This is a genomic window from Nostoc sp. (assembly GCF_036917575.1).
Taxonomy (GTDB): Bacteria; Cyanobacteriota; Cyanobacteriia; order Cyanobacteriales; family Nostocaceae; genus Nostoc.
The window spans coordinates 41,012-61,385 of sequence record NZ_JBALDC010000057.1; the positions used below are offsets into that span (position 1 = coordinate 41,012).

Genomic DNA, 20,374 nt, shown 5'->3' on the forward strand with positions numbered 1-20,374 from the left:
AGGCAAGATTTTTAATTACAAGGTAATTAAGCTACTCTGCTGTCTATATTCGGAAATAACTAGTTTGTGGAAGCGAATAGTGTCTTCCAACATAGATTCAAATTTCAGTACTATTAAGTCAACGCCAACGGCTTCGTATTCTTTCAGGCGGTTAATAATAGTATAGCGATCGCCAACCAGTTGAGCAGATAAACCGAGATTGGCTTCAATGGTTTGACTGATATCTAGTTTGTTATGGGCAACTACGTTAGGATCGATTTGCTCTTGGAAGTACTCGATTTGCTGCCAATCAGCAGAACGATAAATCGCTTCTAATCTGGCTTGGGCTTGAGCTGTATCTTCACAAACGATCGCAAACGCACTCATTGCTACTTTTATCTGACGACCGTAGCGATCGCTAGCCAATCTTTTCACTTTCTGCACCAATGCTGCCGTTTTTTCTGGATCATCAGCATTGATAAATAAATAATCTCCTAGACGAGCCGCTAGGTTAATCGCCCTGTCTGATTCCCCAGCAATGAAAATGGGTGGTATTGGTGTCGGCTGATCTGCAAGAATACCACCCTTAATGGTGTAGTATTTGCCAACATAATTAAACCCTTCAACTGTCCACAGACCCTTGATTACATCAATGTACTCTGATAGTCGTGCGTAGCGATCGCTATGAGGTAGCCAGATATCTCCATAGCTTTCTACTTCTAATTTCCACCAACCTGCAATACCACTGAGAGCAAATCTGCCGTTACTAAACTGATTTTGAATGTTTGCACTCAAATTGGCAACTACCGCAGGCAGTTTAAAACCAGGTTGTACAGCCGCAACAATCTTGATATTCTTGGTGTTCAAACTTGCTAAAGCTGCCGTAATCCAAGCGTCAGCGACATTATAGTTAGGCCCGTGAACTGCATTTAAGTAATGTTCGGGAATGTAATAGAAGTCATAACCTAACTCGTCTGCCTGAACTGCCAGCTTTACCAAATCTTGTGTAGACAAATTAGCTTCATGGTTGACAACTCGCAACCATCCACCACAGACCGGCGACCAAATTCCAAACTGAAGTGGCATAAATGTTTTTCCTATGCTTTTTTTTACGAGACATTCAGTAAACTACGGTAGCTAGATATTTCTACCGTAATTTAGTAGTTCACACTACCACATTTATTTCTGCTGTGTATAGTTGCAGATACTAGATGAGAAGCATTTACTTATCACGATCTGGAATAGTATCGATACTCTGTCGATGTCCCGATTCCTGATTACTCTGACTGAATCAGGATGGTAGCCAGTAGGTATAAAAAATCATTAAATACTCAGAAAAATTGGGCAGTATTCCAAAATGGAATATGAAAATGGAATTTAAGTATATTGAGTCACGCCGTTAGAAAAATTGTTGTGATAAAGTCTGATTCATTAAAAACTACGGTAGCACAGTCGAGTTATGGTATATTATTGCCATCAAAGAATTGTCTACTTGTAAACTCAAAGTAGTTTGCAACCACTCTCAAGCTTTCAATTTTGACTAAAATTTTCTCCGATCGAGTTTTAGCTAATTTGTTAGTGATCACAAATTAGATTTTGTTGCTTGACTTGCAAACTTAGACAAATAACCAAGCAATTTCAACTACAAACGCCCAATTATGGTAGATATTAAATTCGCGTACTGGATTCCCAACGTTAGCGGTGGGTTAGTTGTTAGTAAAATTCCCCAACGCACAGATTGGACTTACGAATATAATGCTCAACTAGCTCAGACAGCTGAAGAAGTTGGATTTGAATATGCTCTAGCACAAGCCAGATTTATCGCTAGCTATGGCGCTGAGTACCAACTAGAGGCACTTACAACTGTGTCGGCTCTAGCTCCTGTCACCAAGAAATTGAAATTGATTGCAGCAGTTCACCCTGGATTGTGGCATCCGGGAGTAGTTGCCAAAATGGGTGCCAGCATTGATTTTCTCTCTAACGGACGGTTTGCTTTGAATGTAGTTAGCGGTTGGTTCAAAGATGAATTCACTATATATGGTGAACATTGGTTAGACCATGACGAACGCTATCGTCGTTCAGAAGAATTTATCCGCGTTCTCAAAGGTTTGTGGACTGAAGATGAGTTTCACTTCAAAGGCGACTTTTATCGTATTAACGGCGGTTGGGTGAAGCCTAGACCAATTAATCAGAATCCCCACCCGGAGATATTCCAAGGTGGTAACTCCAAAGCTGCACGGCGGATGGCTGGCCGCGTCTCTGATTGGTATTTCATGAATGGCAACACCATAGAAGGGGTGAAAGAGCAGATTGCAGAAGTATCTGAATTAGCTCGTCAAGCAGGACGCAAAATTAAGTTTGGTTTGAATTCCTTTATCATCGTGCGAGATACGGAAGCAGAAGCGCATGAAGTATTGCGCGATATTATTGCCCAAGCTGATGTGGAAGCGGTGAAAGGATTTGGCGAAGCGGTGAAACAGGCGGGAGCTTCGACTCGTGAACGTCAGGGAATGTGGGCGAATTCCAATTTTGAAGATTTGGTGCAGTATAACGATGGCTTCCGATCGGGCTTGATTGGCACGGCTGAACAAGTTGCTGAAAAGATTCGCCAGTTCCATGAAGTAGGAGTCGATCTAATTCTTAGTGGCTTCTTACACTACACAGATGATTTACCAGCATTTGGTAAGACAGTAATCCCAATTGTGCGCGAACTGAAAGCTAATCCTCGGACAGCTGATGAGTTGGTTGGAGTGTAGATTAACAAGCAACATACTCTGTAGGAGCGGGTTTTGTGGATTAAAGCTAAATGGCATCAAGAAAAACCCAAAGGCTGTCTTCATAGTAGTGGAGATTATGAGTGACTTAATCACAATCAAGGAGTTTTACTATGACATCAGTAATTGATACTGACCAGAAGGCGCATATTATTCGGGATGATAAAGAAGCGATCGCGATCGCTCACGAACTAGCAGCTGAGTTTGCCAAGGGAGACTCAGAGCGCGATCAAAATCGGCGTTTACCTGCTGAGGAGGTAGAAAAGTTTTCCCAGAGTGGATTGTGGGGAATTACAGTCCCGAAAGAGTATGGCGGTGCTTTTGTATCAAGTGCCACTTTAGCAGAAGTAGTTAAAATCATCTCCGAAGCTGATTCTAGCCTCGGTCAAATTCCCCAAAACCACCTCTACATGGTGGAAGCAGTCCGGTTGGATGGTACAGATGAGCAGAAGAAATTCTTCTTTGATTTGGTTCTACAAGGTAAGCGCTTTGGTAACGCCTTCTCAGAAATTGGCACTAAGTCTGTCAACGATGTGCAGACAAAATTAACACCAGATGGCTCTGACTTCGCACTCAACGGACGCAAATACTACTCTGCTGGGGCACTATTGGCACATTGGGTTCCAGTGATTGCCAGTAATCCAGATGGTAAGACAGTGGTGGCATTTGTCGAAAGAGATGCTGAAGGATTAACCCTACTTGATGATTGGACAAGCTTCGGACAGCGTACCACTGCTAGCGGCACTACGATTATTGAAAATGTGAAAGTTAAGGCAGAACACGTGATTCCGCACTACTTAGCCTTTGAGAGGGCTACACCAATGGGTGCGATCGCCCAAATCATCCAAGCCGCCGTAGACGTGGGAATTGCTAAAGCCGCAGTCCGTGACACCATCCACTTCGTTCGTAAGCATACCCGCCCTTGGGTTGACAGCAATTTAGAAAAAGGTTACGAAGATCCGCTAACGCTCTATAACTTAGGCAATGTCCAAATTCAGGTTCACGCTTCTGAAGCATTGCTACGTCGTGCAGGCGAATTTCTTGACATCGCCAACGAGTCAGGCTTAGAAGAACCCAAGGTAGTTGAAGCATCCATTGCAGTTGCTGAAGCCAAAGCCTTAGCCACCGAAGCAGCATTACTAGCTACCAACAAATTATTTGAACTAGCAGGTACTAAGTCCACATTAGAGGAATTCAACTACAATCGCCACTGGCGAAATGCCCGCGCTCACACACTCCACGATCCCGTGCGTTGGAAGTACTACGCTGTTGGTAACTACTTCCTCAATGGTGTTTACGCGCCATCCTTGGTTGTAATTGCAGCATTCTTTACTGGGGTGAAGCTTTCAGAATTAACATTTGCCAGAATGCTTTACCCCTGATAAATCCAACATTATTTAAGTTGATACTATGAGCGTTGCGAACCCAACCGAAAGGCGAAGCATTTGGAAAAGCCAGCCATTTAAGGGACTGCTTTTCATTGCCGTAATTGCTGTTATTAGCTATATTTTTGAACTCATTTTTGGTCAAGTTCTTCAGTTGAATGTGGGAACAAAGTTGACTTACATCACTATATGCTTCGTCTGGTGGTGGCATATAGGTTTTTCCCTCAACGGCTATCCAGGTTCTCGCTTTTCTCCTACCCGATTTGGACGAGGAACAGTGAATTTAGTAGTGCTGTTAGCGCTAGTTTACATAACTGGAGAAATTTGGAAAACCATCTCTGCAAAAGCAATTCTCACTGATACACCTGTTGGCTTGTGGGGACAAACAGCAATCATTGCCGCCGCCGCCAGTTTGTTCTTCTTTGACAATACTATTGTCACCACTAACGAAGTACGCAACTGGCATCCAGTTAGCGGCTTTCTCAATATCTTTTTTGCCATCTTCTTTATTGCCCCTGCTTTCACCTTTTTGCCGCAAATGTGGGGACTTCAATCGTTTTACATTCCTTGGTATTGGTTTCCTTGTTCGACAGTATTCGGCAGTTTTTTTGAACGTTGGCCTTTGAACAAATTGGAACTAGGAATGCCACGTTTGGGGTTACTTCATACAGGTATTATTTTGTTACTCACTCTGATTACAAAATTATTCCTCAAACAGCTAGGACTGGATTTATTTACAACAACGACAGGCCCAACCTTTGCAGCAATTTGGACAACTGTTGGTTTAGGATTTGTTTGGCAATTCAATATGTGGCCTTTCACAGAGTTGTCACAGCCCATAAAAGGCATAGTTGCATCTGTTGCTAGTTTAATAATTTCGGTCTTGTTGTACCTGCTGACAGTATATTTGGTAGGCCAGGAAAATATTATCCAAGGGCTTTATTGGTGGTTTAATATTCTTTGGGTACAAGTATTCTTAATGGCTCCAGGACTATACGACGGAATTAGCCTTTGGCAGGATGCACCGTTATTAGTTGAAGAACAACCCCTGAGCTTAAATCGTGAAAGAGGTTAGAATAATTCGTAATTCGTAGTTAAGAATTAAATTACCAATTAAGCATTAGTTAATAGCTGTGAAGTAGGTGAGAGGACGAGCTAAATAAACGAAAAAATTCTCAACTTTTAATCTTTGCATCTACAGAGTCTCTGCATCAGGACTTACGCACAGGTCACGGAAAATCAAACCACAGAGAACGCAGAGAACACAGAGGAATTAAAGTTAGAGAGTTTTTTTGTGTAAGTCCTATGCATGAAGAAAATTGATATTACTCAATCAGCAACGCCAAAAATTTTAACGTTGCTGAAATGATTTAAAACGTGAAGGTTGTCCTGAGAGTGCCAATTACCGCATCTTGATTGTCATTGTTTTGAGCAGGAGCCGTTATCCAAATTACGCCAGGGGTGATAGCAATGTTATCTGTAAGCTGATACTTGTAAAAGCCTTCAATATGTAAGGATAAATCGTTTGCAGGTTCAGGATTACCACCTCGATAAGGTTCTGCACCTACAAGAACGCCACCAAGGTTGCCTTGTTTACCTAAATCTGGGAATGCCAATCCTAAAGCATAGTACCAAATATCTGCACTACCACTACCTGCTAGATTCTTGGCGTTAGTGTAGCCAAAAAACCCATTGACTGCAAATCGGGGATTAAATTTATAGAAAGCTTCTACTCCGTAGGAGTTGGTAATCGTCCGCTCAAATGGAGTATTGGCTTGAGCTGTTCCGACGAGTGTAAAACCACTACCAAGGTCAAATATTCCTCCCCGATTTTGGTAAGCATTTACATAAGTCAAACCAATACCAGAGTTCTTGTTGGGGTTCCATGCTATTTGTCCAAATGCACTATATTGACCATTAAAAAAACCGCTATCAAGCTGAGGATTGGCATGATCTCCTGCTAAGTAAGCCAAGCTCAATACTAATCGGTCAGTTAATCGATAATTGAATCCCCCACCTGCACCACCACCAATACGATAGATAGGACTAGAGGAAGCAAATTCTGTCAAAGCGCGACGGCCGCCTGTGGCACTATCCAAATAGGGACTCAGAGTTGGAACAAAATCAAAATATACTCCGTTCACGGCTCCTATATAAGCATCAATTTTGCTACCAACTGGGAAATAGTAAGAAAGCCAATCTACGGCCAGGTTGTTGTTACTAGGAGCAAGATTGAAGGTTTGCAAACCTTCGGCTGAACCACCAGGAAGCTGCAAAATATTAGTGTTTCCAGTACTTAGACGAGTATATAGAGAGTCTTTACCTGTAAAGCTAGTTTTGAATACGAGGCGAACTCTATCTTGAAAAACTGTGTTATCACCATTAACTGAGCCTTGGAAAGCATTCGTAATTACAAAAATGGCTTCCGTAGTAAGCTTTGTAGTTGTGGAAAACTGATTTGCTTCTAGTTCCGCAGTTCTAGGTTCTAAATTATCAACGCGACCCCGTAGAGTTGCTAGTTCAGTACTAAATTCTTTTTGCAGTCTTTGTAGGGTAGTTAAGTCTTGTTTGGTAACTAAGTCAGATGTAGCTGTTGTAATTAGCTCGTTGATCCGAGATAAACAAGCATTTAAGCCTGCTGCAAATTCGTAACGAGTGATGGCGCGGTTTCCCCGATAAGTACTATTTGAATACCCTGCAATACATCCATAACGCTCAACTAAAGACTGGAGTGCAATAAACGCCCAATCATTTGGTTGTATATCTGAAAACTGAGATACAGATGTTACCTGAGACATACTATTTGTCTGTTGGAAATTTGCATCAGTATTGATTGCAGGAATTTTGGGCGTTTGGGCGATGGTTGTTACCGAAAAATTGTTTCCAAAATTGGTGATGCTTGCGGCAGGCTGCGCGATCGCAATTGGTATATTTGTTTGAGTCTCAGTCCTAGCCACTAAATTACTGTCTTCAGCATGGGCTGATGTACTGGCTAGCAAAGTAGCCCCCAAAACCATCGATTCTATGAATAAATTATGAAATGAACGATTGAACATTTCTACCACTCCTTATATTTTTAGTTTGAAAAATCTAGTGAAAGCCATCACACATTTCAGTGACTTGTCAAGCTAAAAAATCATGACTAGTCCTGATAATGTTGAATTAATTTAACACTCGAAATTTTTAACTAAGATTGCTACACTTCGAGATATAACCAGATGTATCAGTTAATTTCTGGTATTTTTATCTGCATATTTCAGTGTAAAAAAAACTTGTTTTCACACAAACAGATTTCTTGCACAAGATCATCTATTTGTCAAGATAATACCTATCTGTAAAATCATAATTTTTTTACAGAATAATCAGATTATATCGGCAATTAACCATAAAATACTATATAAATATCAAGTTTAAGTAGATTTTGCCTTTGAATTAATAATATTGCATATATATTCTCTAAAGACAAGTAGAGTCGAAAAAAAATTTAAAATTATGATTCAGCTTTTGTTTCGATAAAATATTTTTTATGTTGCATTAAAAACTTAGAAAACTTTGCAAATTTTATTTTTTTAGCTTGCTTTGTTATTTAGGATATGCAATACTGGTTTTGTAATAAAGTAGTTTTGTAAAACTATTTTAAATTAAAAGTTTCCAGTCAAATTTATAGTTACTTCTCACAATAAGGTTAGTAGGAGAAGTGGTAAAGTATGCAATTAATCAAAGCGAAAGAGTCTCAAAGTTATCTCGATCTAGCTAAGTCTTTAGCAGAGGAATTTGCCCAGACTGCTGTAGAGCGGGATGCTAAAGGGGGAACGCCAAAGCACGAACGCGATCGCTTGCGCCAAAGTAACTTACTGAAACTGATCGTACCCACAGAATACGGTGGTTTAGGGCAAAGCTGGATTACCGTTCTGCGAATTACCCGCGAGTTTGCTAAGGTTGATAGTTCCATTGCTCACATCTTTTCTTACCATCATTTAGGCGTAGTAATTCCACATATCTTTGGATCGGCAGCGCAAAAACAGCGATATTACTCAGAAACTATTCACAATAATTGGTTTTGGTGCAATGCCCTCAATCCTTTAGATAAAAGAGCGACTCTGACACCGGAAAATGATTATTTTCGTCTCAACGGAATTAAAAGCTTTTGCTCTGGCTCTGTTGACTCCGATATATTACCGATTACTGCCATTCATCAAAAAACTAGTGAATTGAATATTTTAGTAATTCCTACCCAACGGCAAGGCGTTACTGTTCACCATGATTGGGATAATATCGGGCAACGCCAAACAGATAGTGGTAGTGTTACTTTTGAGAATGTGTTAGTGTACCCTGACGAAATTCTCGGTAGTATAGACAAACTTAGTCAACACTTCAACACTATTCGTGCCTGCTTAACTCAATTGAATCTTGCTAATATCTACTTGGGAATTGCCCAAGGAGCATTTGAGGCTGCTAAAACATATACCGCAACTAATGCAAAACCTTGGCTGACATCAGGTGTAGAGAGTGCAACCCAAGATCCTTACATCCTCCAGCACTATGGCCAAATATGGGTTGAACTCCAAGCAGCTAAGAGCTTGACTGAGCAAGCAGGAGAATTACTACAAGCGGCTTGGGAAGAAGAATGGTCACTCACCGCCAAACAACGTGGGGAATGTGCGCTTTGCGTCGCTACTGCAAAAGTTGCAGCGACTAGAGTCGGTTTAGACATTACTAACCGCATTTTTGAAGTTATGGGCGCACGCGCTACTAATGCAAAGTACGGCTTTGATCGCTATTGGCGTAATCTCCGCACGTTCACTCTCCACGATCCGGTAGATTACAAAATTCAAGAGATCGGAAATTGGGCGTTAAATGATGAACTGCCACAACCTAACTTTTATTCATAGTTATAGGGTTATTGGTGTAGATAATCAGACGTGATTTGAAGTCTTCAGAAATTAAATCACAGCTTATAGCTTTATAATTATATCGAGATACCCTACTTATTTCCAAAGTTGGGGATATATAGGACTCATATTTGATTGCGTGAAAAAACTCAGTACACCTTTATTCCTTTTTCCCAGTCCCCAGCCCCCAGTCCCTAGTCCCCAGTCTCTACGAGTAATTCTCCGAATCAAATCGGATTGCTATATCTGCTAAAGTTAATTCAAAACAAAAAACAACAATAACTTCAAATTCTTAACTCTTTACTTTATACAAATATGACGATTTCTCAACTATTTAACGTTGCCAATCTTTTCGTATTGCCATTTTGGGCGTTGATGATTTTATTGCCTAACTGGAAAGTCACACGGTGGATAATGTCATCATATATACCCTTTGTGCTGTTAGCAGGAATATATTTATATTTGTTTATTAACAGTATTACCCCAGAAAATGCTCAAGCTTTATCGAATCCTCAATTAGCTGATATTGCGCGTTTTTTTGCAGATGAAACAGCTGCGGCAACAGGTTGGATTCATTTTTTAGTGATGGATTTATTTGTTGGTCGCTGGATTTATTGGGAAGGACAAAAAACAGGTGTTTGGACAATTCACTCTCTGGCTTTATCTTTGTTTGCTGGGCCTTTGGGATTACTGTCTCACATTTTAACTGACTGGATTACTAAGAAGTTTTTCCCAAAATTTCAGCAGAATGAAAAGGCAATATTAACAGAACAAAAAGTAATCAATTAGCACATATATTAGGACTAGTGTTTGATTTAAGTACCAAACTCAGACGTTTGCGTAAGTTCTGTGGTTGTAAATGATAAATGTTTTCGCCTAAAAGTCGTACTTCACCATTGATTGGGGATTGCATTCTACCGAGCGATCGCAGTAATGTAGATTTACCTGCACCATTAGGGGCAAGTAAACACACCAACTCTCCCGATTGCAGAGATACAGAAATATCCCATACAACACACGGTACATTTTCTCTGGGTGTCTTGTAACCAATAGTCAGGTTGTGAGTTATTAAAATCACATCATTCATGATGAGAAAGATTTTTGTGAATTACGCCGCAGAATTACCCAAGTGACAACAGGAGTTCCTATCAAAGCGGTAACAGCATTTAAAGGTAAAACCATCTGACTTACCGCAAGTTGGGAAAAAAAATCTGCAATTAATGCTAAAATTGCACCCATGATTATTACGCTAGGGATTAATATCCGATGGTCGGAAGTATTGAACAGACTACGACACAGATGGGGAATTGCCACACCTAAAAATGCAATAGGACCGCAAAAAGCAGTAATTGCTCCAGCTAATATAGATGCACTAGTAATAATATAAAATCTGCTTTTTTGCACTGTTAAACCTAAACTACGTGCATAAGATTCACCCAGTAAAAGAGCATTCAGAGATTTTGATTGCAACAATGCTCCCAACAAACTCAAAAGTATCACTGGAATTAAGACAACTAACTGTTTCCAAGTCACCCCACCAAAACTACCAAAAGTCCACATAATATAACTTTGAATGCGTTCTTTCGAGCTAAACTGCAACAAAATACTAACAATTGCACTAGTAGCATAACCAAACAATAAACCTAAAATTAGTAGCGTCATTGTGTCTTGCACTCGGCGAGAAACAACTAACATCATCCCTAGAACTGATGCTGCACCAAAACTTGCTGCTATTACTAAACCAAAATCACTAATGATTCCTAAATCTGCTAATAATGTTGGTGTCGTAGCACTTACTGTCAGCACAACTAACGCTACACCTAAACTTGCACCAGAACTAATTCCCAATACAAAAGGCCCAGCTAAGGGATTTTTAAATAGGGTTTGCATTTGTAAACCACTCACACCTAAAGCTGCACCCGCTAAAGTTGCAGTCAAGGCTTTAGGTAAGCGAAATTTCAGAATAATATTAGCCCATGTTGCTTTTTGTGGTTCTTGTCCGAGCAAAATTTTGACTACTTCATTAATTGGAATCTCTACTGAACCTAAAGCTAAGTCAAATAAAAACGCAAATAGTAAACCTATCAGTAAACTTGAAAAAATAATACTTTTTATAACTGATAATTTTTGGCTTGATAGAGAGCTTTGAAGTTTATATTTTTTGCTTAACATTATTTAATATTTTTGGGGAAGCAAGCTACGCACAGTAGCGACCATAAAAGAAGACTGTCACAAGTCATTTATTCTTTTTCTAACAAGACGCTTGAAGAAGAATTTAGAATCCAGGAATCAGAATGAAGATGCTTTCTTCAAGGCGCTATTGCTAGCAAGAGATCACTATAAGAGTACGTTGCTTTGGTCAAGAGTCCAGAGTTTTTTTATCTTTGACTCTTGACCTTGGACAACCTTTACGAAAAATTAAATGCGTTCTAATTTATTCCCAGTAACTTCTTCCATTTTCTTGCGAAGACTAAGTGGTCTCATATCAGTCCAAACTTTTTTGATGTAATCTAGACATTCTTGTTTCAAACCATTTTTGCCAGCATCTTTCCAGCCAAGTGCGTTTTCTCGGTCAGCAGGCCAAATCGAATACTGTTCTTCATGATTGACTACAACTTTGTAAATTGTTGTGTCCTCTTTGTCGTCTTGGTACATAATTTGTCTCCTTCTATTTAATTGGCTATGCTTTCTAAAATTTGATAATCCAGTACTTCACTACAATAAGTTAGTAGTCGGTTGCTCTAGCCATCGTTTAAACAATAAAGTGCTTACTACTAACTCGTTTAACCTGTCATAATTACACTTGGCAGACTACTAGTACTAACTGCCTCTAATTCCTAATACTCGCATCAAGGCGAGAAGGAAACTACGTAATTAAGTATAGACAATGGTTTCAGGCATTTTAAATGAGTGGTTTATTTACCCAGATGTCTATTATTCTAAGTCCCGTTAATAATTTGCACAGGGAAATCTCACGATTCTACTGGTTCAAGGTGTCCCTTACCTTCTAAACTTGCGAGTTCAATATCTGCAATACATCGAACTTTCACGTAATTCAGTGTCAAGTTTCCAACTAGATGAACCCTCCCTGTTTGATGTTCAAAGTCAGCTTCTTGCAAATTAGATGCTTTGGAGTTGAGTCTGACACCTAAATCAGTACCTCTGCTAGTATTTGTGAATTTAATATGTACGTACCCTCGGTTAATACTTTCTTTCAGTGCTATAGCTGTCATTAGTGGTTGCGATGGCGCGAAGCATCCGTAATAGTAGATTCTAAGCTGTTTTTAAAGAATTAAACTCCTCATCTCAAGTAAAAGGCTGGTAAGACCTTTGGAAAACTTTTTGATCCACTGAATTTGCTTAATAATAAAGATTATCATTAATTTGGTAACAGTTCAAGCTACTCACTTTACATTTTTTTTCATCCTTCTCTCTTTTGAACGTGATAAGTAATCCTACAGAAATATTTACACACTAGATTTTAACTGGATTTTAGGCTGGATAAGGGTTTCAAGTCAAAAGAAAAGCTCTGTTATCACTGGGAAAAAGTTTTTTAAAATTTGGTGGTGGGTAATAAGCAACCACCATAATTTTTCGATTTGGCACATAACCCTCTTTTATCAGTTTGGGAGAACCCAATTGCTGAAAGCTTTTCACAGCTTAAGTTTCCACTTTTAACCTTAGTTTTGTTGATGGTCTTGGTATCTTGAGAGTGCAAACCATTATTTCTGAGGTCGGTTTATATCTTAGCTGATTCCCAACTGTTAAACAGTTTACTTCTTGGCTTGATCTTTGCCCTTGCGATCGCTTCACTGGTGGTAAAATCAAAAGTTCTAAAACTCGCCTTGTTGCTGCAATAGCTTTTTTTCCTCTTGTCTTAGCTCCACCTTGTAAGTTTTTTGCCGATCAGTCATAGTACTGAATGGTTGAAAGATGTTTGTAGGACTTGCCATACACTTGAAAATTTTCCCTTGTCAATTCGCTACCAACTTATGCAAAGCTGTACTAAGTGGTTGACTGATACCAATTTGCAATTATATGTAGTATTTCTCCCCCTGCCTCCCTTGCTTCCTCTACTCCCCGTGCCTGCCAAAACTAATATTTTTGAACGCAACTCGGTATAAGCCTGATATAAAACCTCGTTGGTGAATTTAAAATCTAAAAAGCTAGAAAGCTACAAACTCACTAAAGATTTCCTGATATTTTCCGAGTAAGCTTGAAACAACAAATAATCAGAAAGTATCTGAATTGTTGTTCTAATAGACTTACAACTTATGAAAAAAGCTCGATACCGTACTTATGGACTAATTGGGTTAATATCTTTAACCACTGTATTAAGTACAGCTACATCTGCATTAACACAATTAACAGGCAATTCCCCAATTGGGCAAACTTCTATCCCTACTTCTAACTTAATTTGGCCAACTAAAGGGTTTATTTCTCAAGGCTTCCGCAAATATCAACATGAAGGAATTGATATTGCAGGGGCATCTGGAACTCCTGTTGTGGCTGCGGCATCCGGTACGGTTGTTAAGGCAGGTTGGGATAATTGGGGATTAGGAAATGCCATAACTATTAAACATCTCGATGGCAGCATTACTGTTTATGGCCACAATCGCCGTTTGTTGGTAAGCAAGGGTCAACAGGTCATTCAAGGTCAAATTATTGCCGAGATGGGATCTACAGGTAATAGTACAGCACCTCATCTGCACTTTGAAGTTCATCCAAATGGTCGAGTAGCAGTTGACCCCCTTCGTTTGTTGACATCCGTAACTGCAAGTGTTGGCTCTGGTTCTAAAGTTCAGCAAATAGATAACCCGAACCGCCCAGTCTCACTACCCCCAACCGCAAATCAAATTTCACCTTCACAGCCAATTCCAATAGGTTTTGCAGTAAGCACTGAGACTAAATGCAATGGAATTAGTCTTATTGAAGGTGAGACTGTAAGTTCTCGTATAAAAGTCTGCGAAGAAAATGGTCAGTTATTTTATATTGGGCAATTGAAGCAAGACCCAAGCAAGCCTATAAAGATAATAGCTTTGAGTATTGGTAAAGGCAGATATCGAGCAGATAATGGTAGTTTTTATTATTTAGTCACTCCACAAAGAGTTGAAGTTTGGCGAAATGGTACTCAGATTCGTTCTGACAGTTTTTATAGTTTAACGAAATCACCTTGATATTTTGTCTACCTTACTTTGTGAAAATGGTTATTTAAAATATCAATTTTTTCTATACTATATTGTTAAAAACTTATACTAATTCAATTAATGATTGCAACATACTTTTGTGTAAAGATGTGGTAAATCGCGTCTCGACAAATGGTCTATTTGTCGCATTCTTTTTTCAAATTGGTATTAACTACTGCGCAGATTTTATTGCGCTTAAACTCAAGTTTGGAACCGTTTGATAACCCCTGCCTACCAAAGGTTAAGGCAGGGGTATAAAAGCGATTAGATAAAACTTTCAGTTTAAATACACTTGCTAAAACTTAAGTGTTAACTGAAGCAAGTGTTTGAGAGCCATTTGGTACAGAGCCATTATTTAGGATAGGCTGGCGAGTTTTCAGGTCAAATTTGAAGCCATGTGGCAAAATATGAAGTTTTGCTCCACAAATCGCCAAAGACTCATCTTTCAAAATTTCGCCCATATTGTTATATGTAGCTTCTGATTCATCAACAATCGTAACTGCACCTGCACCAATTACTTCAATTTGGTTATCTATCACTACCATAGCGGTATTTTCGTCAATCCCAAATCCCAAGACAGCAGGCTGTAGTATCAAAGCTGAAATCAAGCGTCCCAAGCGTCCCCGTTGGGAAAAATGCTGGTCAATTACTACCCCTGGTAAAAATCCCATACCTGGGCCCATTTCGACACTTTCAATCCGAGGATGTGTTTCTGAGTCACCTTCTACAATCATTACGTCTGGCATCACAGCAGCTCCAGCACTTGTGCCTGCAATCACTACACCTTCAGAGAACCGTTTGTGAATCGCCGTATCGATTTCAGTATCCTTAAGGATATTGGTAATACGAGCTTGGTCTCCCCCTGTAAAAAATACCCCAGTTGCTTTATTAATAGCTTCCAATGCCGTAGATGAAGATGCATCTTCACGGGTTTCTGTATCGATAATGCGAACATTCTGCGCTCCCAGGCGCTCAAACACTCTGATGTAATTTTCTCCTACTTCTCTTGGTAGTTCTGTGGCTGCTGTGAGAATTACAATATATGCCTTTGTACCCCCAGCGCGTCGTACAAAGTCCCGCAAAATTACGGAATCTCCCTCTTTATCTTCAGCTCCCCCAATAATTACTAACTGCTTTTTGATATTACTTTCCACCATGATGCCCCCTGGATTTGAGTTAATAAATATCACTAAAACATGACAATTCAATGTATCAAATCATCCCTTTGATAGATTACTTGGTAAAAGTCAGGTTGACATTTGCGTAGACGCTTCCTTGGTTTGTCGTTATAAATCGCAATTAGAGCCAAAATACTTTTCTGAAAAATTAACTAATTTTCCAGCCACTAAATAAAATTCACAACGTCAACTGCCTCTAGAAAATACTCCTAGAGGCATTGTCAGCTATATTGCTAATTGTCGATTAGAGATTTCTTAGGCGATGTGAGTATTTGGTATTGATCCTGGCTAAATACAAATAGATATCTGCTGCCAAGTCCTAATCAACCCGACTTTTGTTAAGCAAGTTAGTTAAGAAAAAACGTGCTTGTTCTAGTGGGAGATGTCTGGGTTTGCCTTGGTAGACAATTTGATACTCATTCATGTCTGCCCCATCTCCATGTCCAGAGATCAGTTTTTGGTGAAAAGCTTCGTCAGCAAGTTCCCGAATTTCGTCTCTAAGAGCAGCTTGTGTGCTATTCATAACTTTGCTGTTTTTTTATGCTGTCTTTTTAATGCCTTATATCTATTTATACAATTCCTGGATGAGTGTTGCACCTTTCAAAGGTTATATCTTTAGATTATTTATGAGGATGAACTGACTGTTCTTGATTACTGGCAGAAGAATGGGGATTAAATTATGCCTTAAGATAGTTAAAAATGCTTAGTAATAGAGTTAGCTTGGGTTCTGATTAGCTCAGTGGCAAAGCCATTACTCTCCAAAATCAACGTGAGTCAATCTACAATTAGTAAGTCTGAGTAACTACAACTCAGCATTAAAATCTTAGGGTGTTTAGCTGAAGGTTTGTAATCAATGGTTCTACAAAAAAGCAGTGAATTAGTCCGTATTAATGCTAGAAGGACGGATGTATTCGATATTTTCAACTTTAAGCATTACTTTGGGCCCAACCCTTATTTAGATGTAGGGGCACTAGTATTTGATTTTGCTCTAATTGACTCTAGAGAGCCTTTGCCCATCGAAGATTATATTGCCAGCATTGGCGATCGCTATCCAAATCTTCGCGATCAGACCTACGAATCTTATGCCCATCTCTTTGCCCAAGTTGTATCTGAAGCCGGAAAATTGGACATGGATTTACACCTCAACCGTTGGAGTGTTAAGCCATATCCAAATCTGACGCGGATTAGCGTCCAATCACTACACGAACGCACAACTAGAGAGGTAATCTACTTTGTTTGGGATTGGTTTGAAGCCATTACCCAAGACGAAAACTTTGCCTTTGATGAGCGGCTGGTGAGGTTGCAAGATAAATTTCGCTCATCTGTCTATGGTGGGCCCACAGTTTACGCCCTATTGCGAACAGCTTATGAGAAAAGTATTCCCGCCTTTTATTTGTGGGAAGAAGGATTGATGCAATACGGCTTAGGAAAAAAACATGTCCGGGGGGTAGCAACAACATTTGATTGTGATAGCCATCTAGATTCGGAGTTTACTACCCGCAAAGATGATTGTAAGGCATTTTTGAAAACCTTGGGTTTCCCAGTACCTGAAGGTAATATTGTTTTTACCGAAAAAGAAGCCTTGGCAGCAGCAAGAGAAGTTGGCTACCCAGTGGCAGTCAAGCCAGTGGTAGGTCACAAAGGAATTGGCGTTACGGCTGATGTGCAAGACTCAAAAGAACTGGTATCTGCTTTTAATCGTTCACTGGCAGCGATTCCCGAAAATCAGCAAACCCGAATAATTGTTGAGAAAAGCATCACAGGATCGGATTTTCGTATGCTGTGTGTCAATGGTCGATTTGTCGCCGCCACAGAACGCCGTCCAGCATCAGTTGTGGGTGATGGGCATTTAACGCTTGCAGAGTTAATTCGCCAAGAGAACCGCAAACCGGCACGTTTAGACACGCCAACTTCGCCGATGAGTAAAATTCAGATCGATGAAGCGATGGAACTCTACTTAGAGGAACAGCGCTTATCATTAGACAGTGTGATTGAGAAAGGACGCACTGTTTTCCTGCGTAAAGTTGCTAATCTTTCAGCCGGAGGTATGAGCATCGATGCAACCTCGACAGTTCATGATGACAATATTATCTTGGCGCAAGATATTGCTCAACATTTTCAGCTAACTTGCCTGGGAATTGATGTGATCACCAAAAGTCTTGCAGAATCTTGGAAGTCCAGTAACTTTGCCATCCTGGAAATCAATGCTGCACCAGGCGTTTTAATGCATCTTAAACCTTCTGTTGGTGAAAGTGTTGATGTGCCTTCTCATATTTTGGAAACCTTTTTTGAATCGGGTACAGATGCCAAGATACCAATTATTACTTTTAACAAAATCTCAGTTGAAGAACTACAAGCGACGATTGACCACATCCTTTTGCAAAATTCTAACTTGATAATAGGTGCTGTTTGTCGTGATGCCGTTTTTGTGAATCGTTCAAAAAAAGTATTAAGCAAAGATTACAACAGTAATGTCCAAACTTTGCTGCGTCATCCCAAACTTGATTTGCTAATTGCCGAGTATCCTGAAGACATCCTCGAAGAACAAGGCATATTTTACCAGAATAGTAATATCGTAGTTTTGGATAATCCCACTGAAACTGAGACGCTTTTGGCGCGAGATGTTTTTGATGGTTCGACTGTAGTGATTAGAAAAGGCAACGATATTTCTATTCGTCGCAAAGGGTTGATTGAAGATTATACTTTGGGTGAAGATGAACCATTTACGCGGGTTTATTTGAAGGAAACTGGAGCAATTTTGTAAGTGTAAGTAAACAGGTGCTTCGGGATTAGGGATTGGGGAGCAAGGGAGACACAGTGACAAGAGGTGAGAACTTGCAACAAGTTTTTCCTCCGTCCCTTGCGCCTCTTCCTTAGGAGAAATTCTGATGCCTACGGTGGGCTGCGCCAACGCTGGAAGTCAGCGTTCATACTTCTCAAGAGTCCCCTTGTCCTCTTCCCTATGCCCAATTTCCAGTTCAAGCTTCCAAAGGTAGAGAAATTAAAGAATGGCTGGAGTCAGCTAAACTAAAGAGGAAATTGCCTAATAAGTTTTAATAATGCTGTTATGAGTAGTGATTCACCTATTAATTCTCCCGAAAAACTTGAATCCACATTCGGGAAGCGTCTGAGAAACTTCTTAATTGTAATGGTAGCGATCGCTCTTAGCGTTTCCCTCTTCTTAGGATTGCGAACTGAAACAACTTCAGCAACTCTAGCCAAGTTAAGCGAGACTTCCACACCGTTAGAAGTAGCCGTTAGCAACGGCAAACCATCTTTAGTAGAGTTTTATGCTGATTGGTGTACTGTCTGCCAAAAAATGGCACCAGATATTACTCAATTAGAAACACAGTATGCTGACAAGATGAATTTTGTCATGCTGAATGTAGATAATACCAAGTGGTTGCCGGAAATGCTGAAATATCGGGTAGATGGGATTCCTCATTTTGTATTTTTGAGTCAGCAAGGGGAAACCATTGCTCAAGCGATTGGCGATCAACCCCGGACGATTATGGCTAATAACTTAGAAGCTTTGATTACTGGTTCCTCTCTTCCTTACGCTCAAGCTAGCGGCAAAGTTTCCAAATTTTCAGCCCCAGCCGCACCAACGGCGAATCAAAATGACCCCCGCAGTCATGGAAGCCAGGTAGTAAATTAGGCTTTGCAGAGAAAGCAGGAGAAGCGATGATTCATGTAAGAGATTGTCGCTTAAGACGTTTATGAGCATACATTAATTTGTCAGACTTAGCGACTAATTGTTCTAGTGACATATTACTCTCTGGTGAGTAACGCTCTATGCCGATACTCATCGAAAGTTTATAGCTACAGTTTTGCTGTTGATTAAAATTGGCGATATTTGTTTGTAGACGCGCTTGGATACTATCAGCGTCCTTAAAGTAGTTAGAGATGAAAACAATGAACTCATCCCCACCCAAACGGGCAATAATATCTGAGTTCCGAAAACTTTGCTTAAGTAATCTACCAGCATCAATAATTAAAGCATCTCCCATGTCATGACCAAGGGTATCATTAATTTGTTTTAGTCCATCTAAATCAATGAATATAACCCAGCAAAACACTTTCATGTGGTGAGCAATTTTCAACTGCTGTGCAGCCATTAGGAAGAAACCACGTCGGTTATACAAACCTGTTAGTTCATCAGTCAGCAATAACTGTTTTCCTTCAATCTCTGCTTGTTTGCAGTTACGAACTTCCTGAATGAGTTCCATTTGAGCGATCGCCTGACGACTTAGGCGGCGCAGTGCATCCAACTGCTGGTAACTTAGGTGATGAGGAATGGTATCTATAACACACAATGTCCCAATTGCAAGACCATCAGGCGTAATTAGAGGGACACCAGCATAAAAACGAATTTTGGGATTACCTTTGACTAAGGGATTGTTATTAAAGCGATCATCTTTAATGGCGTTGGGAACCACTAATATATCCTTTGGTTGAAGAATGGCATGGGAACAAAAAGACCAATCTCTGGGTGTTTCGCTACTTTTTAGTCCAACCTTAGATTTAAACCATTGGCGATCGCTATCAACTAAGCTAATTAAAGCTATTGGGGTCTTACAAATGTAGGCAGCAATAGCAGTTAGATCATCAAACACTTGTTCGGGTGGGGTATCTAAAATATTATAGTCTGCCAGCGCTTTGAGCCTTTCTGCTTCATTGTCAGGTGGAGGAACAGCTTTGATTTTCACAGATGAGTATCTAAGTCTTGGCCAGGAAAGTTTGGGACGCTGGAAATTTTGGAACAACCGCAGCATTACTTTTCCAGCAACAAGGCTGCGTGACAGAAATATCTCTGCAACGAAAATCAACATTCGGCTGAATATACAGAAATATTTTATTACATGATGTTCTTCATGCGTTTGGTTTGCTCTGTTGTTCATGTCACCCTAACTTTCCCTGTGCAAATTCCCTAACTATCTAGATACTTACAAGGTCTTTTGCCCAAAGGCAGCTTAAAAA

16 protein-coding genes and 1 pseudogene are annotated in these 20,374 nt (G+C 40.0%); 8 read left to right on the forward strand and 9 right to left on the reverse strand.

The features are described 5' to 3' along the window. Nucleotides 1-15: 15 nt before the first annotated feature. Complete coding sequence (locus tag V7K79_RS17390; protein ID WP_335049250.1) at nt 16-1,065, reverse strand: LLM class flavin-dependent oxidoreductase; 1,050 nt, start codon at nt 1,063-1,065, stop codon at nt 16-18. Between the two features lie 572 nt (nt 1,066-1,637). Here V7K79_RS17390 and sfnG point away from each other — a divergent pair. The 3 genes from sfnG to V7K79_RS17405 all read left to right on the forward strand — a co-directional run bounded on the left by sfnG (nt 1,638) and on the right by V7K79_RS17405 (nt 5,213). Next, a complete protein-coding gene (gene sfnG, locus V7K79_RS17395) occupies nt 1,638-2,735 on the forward strand; it encodes a dimethylsulfone monooxygenase SfnG (protein WP_335049251.1) in 1,098 nt (365 codons plus the stop codon). A 131-nt stretch (nt 2,736-2,866) separates the two neighbouring features. Further along, on the forward strand, nt 2,867-4,135 hold the full coding sequence (locus V7K79_RS17400) for an SfnB family sulfur acquisition oxidoreductase (RefSeq protein WP_335049252.1): 1,269 nt from the start codon (nt 2,867-2,869) through the stop codon (nt 4,133-4,135). A gap of 28 nt (nt 4,136-4,163) precedes the next feature. Next, nucleotides 4,164-5,213, forward strand: a complete 1,050-nt coding sequence (locus tag V7K79_RS17405; protein ID WP_335049253.1) for a hypothetical protein — start codon at nt 4,164-4,166, stop codon at nt 5,211-5,213. A 295-nt stretch (nt 5,214-5,508) separates the two neighbouring features. Here the strand turns inward: V7K79_RS17405 and V7K79_RS17410 are convergent, their stop codons facing one another. Next, a complete protein-coding gene (locus V7K79_RS17410; protein WP_335049254.1) occupies nt 5,509-7,194 on the reverse strand; it encodes an iron uptake porin in 1,686 nt (561 codons plus the stop codon). Nucleotides 7,195-7,845: 651 nt separating this feature from the next. Between V7K79_RS17410 and V7K79_RS17415 the strand changes: the two genes are divergently transcribed. Together V7K79_RS17415 and V7K79_RS17420 are read left to right on the forward strand one after the other, a co-directional pair. Continuing rightward, nucleotides 7,846-9,030, forward strand: coding sequence for an acyl-CoA dehydrogenase family protein (locus tag V7K79_RS17415; RefSeq protein WP_335049255.1), 1,185 nt, complete (start codon nt 7,846-7,848; stop codon nt 9,028-9,030). Nucleotides 9,031-9,345: 315 nt separating this feature from the next. After that, nucleotides 9,346-9,819: an ABA4-like family protein gene (locus V7K79_RS17420; protein WP_335049256.1), complete on the forward strand. Its 474-nt coding sequence runs from the start codon at nt 9,346-9,348 to the stop codon at nt 9,817-9,819. 28 nt (nt 9,820-9,847) lie between these two features. Here the strand turns inward: V7K79_RS17420 and V7K79_RS17425 are convergent. The 4 genes and pseudogenes from V7K79_RS17425 to V7K79_RS17440 all read right to left on the reverse strand — a co-directional run. Then, nucleotides 9,848-10,117 (reverse strand): annotated as a pseudogene (locus V7K79_RS17425) (ATP-binding cassette domain-containing protein); the annotation flags it as partial. Beyond that, a complete protein-coding gene (locus V7K79_RS17430) occupies nt 10,114-11,202 on the reverse strand; it encodes an iron ABC transporter permease (protein ID WP_335049257.1) in 1,089 nt (362 codons plus the stop codon). The gene V7K79_RS17430 and the pseudogene V7K79_RS17425, both read right to left, overlap by 4 nt. Before the next feature lie 246 nt (nt 11,203-11,448). Continuing rightward, nucleotides 11,449-11,685: an MbtH family protein gene (locus V7K79_RS17435; protein ID WP_335049258.1), complete on the reverse strand. Its 237-nt coding sequence runs from the start codon at nt 11,683-11,685 to the stop codon at nt 11,449-11,451. Nucleotides 11,686-12,002: 317 nt separating this feature from the next. Next, on the reverse strand, nt 12,003-12,263 hold the full coding sequence (locus V7K79_RS17440; protein WP_335049259.1) for an MbtH domain protein: 261 nt from the start codon (nt 12,261-12,263) through the stop codon (nt 12,003-12,005). A gap of 1,041 nt (nt 12,264-13,304) precedes the next feature. Here V7K79_RS17440 and V7K79_RS17445 point away from each other — a divergent pair. Beyond that, nucleotides 13,305-14,207: a M23 family metallopeptidase gene (locus V7K79_RS17445; protein WP_335049260.1), complete on the forward strand. Its 903-nt coding sequence runs from the start codon at nt 13,305-13,307 to the stop codon at nt 14,205-14,207. A gap of 311 nt (nt 14,208-14,518) precedes the next feature. On the opposite strand, the gene V7K79_RS17450 is transcribed toward V7K79_RS17445, so the two are convergent. Both V7K79_RS17450 and V7K79_RS17455 read right to left on the reverse strand, forming a co-directional pair. Then, nucleotides 14,519-15,373 (reverse strand): cyanophycinase, encoded by an 855-nt coding sequence (locus V7K79_RS17450; RefSeq protein ID WP_335049261.1) that lies wholly within the window; start codon nt 15,371-15,373, stop codon nt 14,519-14,521. Nucleotides 15,374-15,713: 340 nt separating this feature from the next. Then, nucleotides 15,714-15,917 (reverse strand): hypothetical protein, encoded by a 204-nt coding sequence (locus V7K79_RS17455; protein ID WP_104906291.1) that lies wholly within the window; start codon nt 15,915-15,917, stop codon nt 15,714-15,716. A gap of 330 nt (nt 15,918-16,247) precedes the next feature. On the opposite strand from V7K79_RS17455, the gene V7K79_RS17460 reads away from it, so the two are divergent. Beyond that, on the forward strand, nt 16,248-18,158 hold the full coding sequence (locus V7K79_RS17460) for an ATP-binding protein (protein WP_335049262.1): 1,911 nt from the start codon (nt 16,248-16,250) through the stop codon (nt 18,156-18,158). Between the two features lie 303 nt (nt 18,159-18,461). Continuing rightward, on the forward strand, nt 18,462-19,052 hold the full coding sequence (locus tag V7K79_RS17465; protein ID WP_335049263.1) for a thioredoxin family protein: 591 nt from the start codon (nt 18,462-18,464) through the stop codon (nt 19,050-19,052). 31 nt (nt 19,053-19,083) lie between these two features. Here the strand turns inward: V7K79_RS17465 and V7K79_RS17470 are convergent, their stop codons facing one another. Beyond that, nucleotides 19,084-20,295 (reverse strand): sensor domain-containing diguanylate cyclase, encoded by a 1,212-nt coding sequence (locus V7K79_RS17470; RefSeq protein WP_335049264.1) that lies wholly within the window; start codon nt 20,293-20,295, stop codon nt 19,084-19,086. Nucleotides 20,296-20,374: the final 79 nt, after the last annotated feature.